The organism is Halomonas sp. (genome assembly GCF_041689495.1).
Classification (GTDB): domain Bacteria; phylum Pseudomonadota; class Gammaproteobacteria; order Pseudomonadales; family Halomonadaceae; genus Halomonas.
Genome location: NZ_JBDNGD010000027.1, coordinates 1 through 2,682, shown reverse-complemented (window position 1 = coordinate 2,682; position 2,682 = coordinate 1). Strand labels below are relative to the sequence as shown.

1 protein-coding gene is annotated in these 2,682 nt (G+C 65.0%); it reads left to right on the top strand.

Annotated elements, in window-relative coordinates:
• A partial coding sequence (brxC, locus tag ACESMD_RS00740) for a BREX system P-loop protein BrxC (protein WP_372609386.1) occupies nt 1–2,535 on the top strand: 2,535 nt, incomplete at its 5' end.
• Nucleotides 2,536–2,682 lie beyond the last annotated feature (147 nt).

The window sequence follows — 2,682 nt, the reverse complement described above, 5'->3', positions numbered from 1 at the left end:
TTCATTGGCACCGGCCAGACAGCGATCACCGGGACCAGCAACCTGGCGCGCCTGCAGGCTCGCTTTACCTTGCGCATCGAGCTTTCGGATGCCGACGTGGATGCGGTGATTCGGCAGGTCATCCTGGCCAAGAAGCCGGAAACCAAGGCACCGATTACCGAGGTCATGGAAGCCAATCTCGGCGAGATCTCCCGTCACCTCGCCGAGACTTCCATCGCCCACCGCCAGGAGGATACCCGGCACTTCGCCCAGGACTACCCCATCCTGCCGGTACGCCGCCGTTTCTGGGATGCCGCCCTGCGTGTCCTCGACCAGACCGGTACCGACAGCCAGCTGCGCAACCAGCTAAGCATGATCCACAAGGCGATCCAGACCAACCTGGACGAGCCGCTGGGCAGCATCATCCCCGGTGACTATCTGTATTTCGACGCCACCGACAAGCTGCTGCAATCCCGCATGCTGCCTCGCAAGCTGCACGATGCCACCCAGCGCTGGATCGGGGGTAGCGACGATCAACGCCTGATGGCCCGGGCCTGCGCCGTTGTCTTCCTGATCAACAAGGTCGCCAGTACCAACACGGACCTTGGCCTGCACCCCAACCTGGCCAACATCGCCGACCTGCTGGTCGATGACCTCAAGGCCGGCAGCAGTTCACTGCGCAGCCGCTTGCCAGCCCTGCTGGAAGAATGCGAATTCATCATCAAGGTGGGTGAGAAATACAGCATCCAGACCGAGGAAAGCGCCGCCTGGAACGACGCCTTCCTGAGCCAGAAGGGGACTCTCAACAACGCCACCCACCAGATCGAGACCGAGCGTGCCGACCTGATCCGGCGGTATTTCGCCAAGCTGGTCGGCAACCTGTCGGTATCCCATGGTGAGTCGAAGGTACCGCGCGCACTCTCCCCCGTATTCGATGTCACCCTGCCGAAGGATTCCGACGTGCGCCTCTACGCCTGGATCCGAGATGGCTGGTCGGATGACGAGAGCCAGGTTCGCGCCGATGCCCGCCAGGCAGGGTCCGAGTCTCCCACCCTGTTCGTGTTCATCCCCAAGCGTTCCGCCGATGAACTGCGCAATCAGCTGATCGAACTCAAGGCCGCCACGGCTACCCTGGAAACCCGTGGCACGCCGGGAACGTCTGAAGGCGAGGAAGCGCGTGGTGCCATGCAGACCACCCGGGATAGCGCCCAACGCCGCGTCAACGAACTGCTGGACGAGGCCTTCTCAGGCGCCCGGGTGTTCCAGGGTGGCGGCAACGAACTGCTTGGCGCCAGCCTTCGCGAGACCATTCTGGAGGGGGCAGAAAACGCCCTGGCTCGCCTGCATCCGAAATTCCACCTGGCCGACCATCCCGCCTGGGACAAGGTCTACGCCAAGGCCAAGCAGGGCGCGCCGGATGCCCTCAAGGTCATGGGCCACGACGGTGAGCCCCAGAGCCACTCGGTATGCAAGGCCATCCTCAGCCACCTGGGCAACGGCAAGAAAGGCAGCGAGATCCGCGACCACTTCGAGCACGGTGACTACGGCTGGCCCCAGGACGCCATCGACGGCGCCCTGCAGGTGCTGCTGGTCAGCGGCCAGATCCGTACCTCCGACGGCACTGCCCCCCAGGAGCTCGACCGCCGCGCCATCGGCAAGACCGATTTCCGCGTAGAGGCCACCACCATCTCCGCCGGTGAGCGCATCAAGATCCGCAAGGTGATGCAGAAGCTGGGCGTGCAGGCCAAGTCCGGCGAGGAGTCAGCCAAGGCGCCCGAATTCGTCGACAGGCTCCGATCCCTGGCCGAGCAGGCCGGTGGCGAGCCACCGGCACCCGAGCCGCCCGTCTCGGACGCCCTGGAGGCCGTGCGCCTGAGCAGCGGCAACGACCAGCTCAAGGCCATCGTCACCAACCAGGACGAACTGCTCGTCGCCATCGACGACTGGCAAGCCACCGCGGACACGATCGCCCAACGTCAGCCCGCCTGGGGCACTCTCAAGCGTCTGGCCGATCATGCCAAGGGGCTCAAGGATGCCGATGCCCTGCTCGCCCAGGTCGCCCAGATCCGCGAACACCGCTCCCTGCTCGACGACCCGGACCCCGTGCAGCCGCTGCTGGCCAACCTGACCCAGCGCTTCCGCGAGTCCTTCAACGAGCTGCAGCAGCGCTACAGCGAGGAGCACCGGGCCGGCATGCAACGCCTGGAGGCCGACGACAACTGGCAGCAGCTCTCACAGGAGCAGCGCCACGACTTCCTGGCCGACAACCACCTCACCGCTGCTCACGCCCCACAGATCAGCCTGGGCTCCACCCAGGAAGTGCTGGAGACCCTGGGCCATGTGCGGCCCGATGCCCTATCCGATCGCATCGCGGCGCTGTCCAGCCGTTTCGACGAGGTGCTGGTAGCCGCAGCCGAGGCCATGGAGCCCGAGATCCAGTTCGTCAGCCTGCCACGGCGCACACTGAAGAACGATGCAGACATCGACGCCTGGCTGGACGAGGTGCGCAGCCGGCTCCAGGAGGCCCTGCAGGAAGGGCCGGTGATCACCCAGTAGGACAACGCCATGAGATCAAGCCGTGAGGTTGAGTCGCTGCTGGATGAACTGGAGCACGGCATTGCCGACGACCTGGAAGACCAGGACCTGGACTTCAAGCAGTGGGACACCAAGAGCCGTGACAAGGCGGTGCAGAAGGTCGTCCAG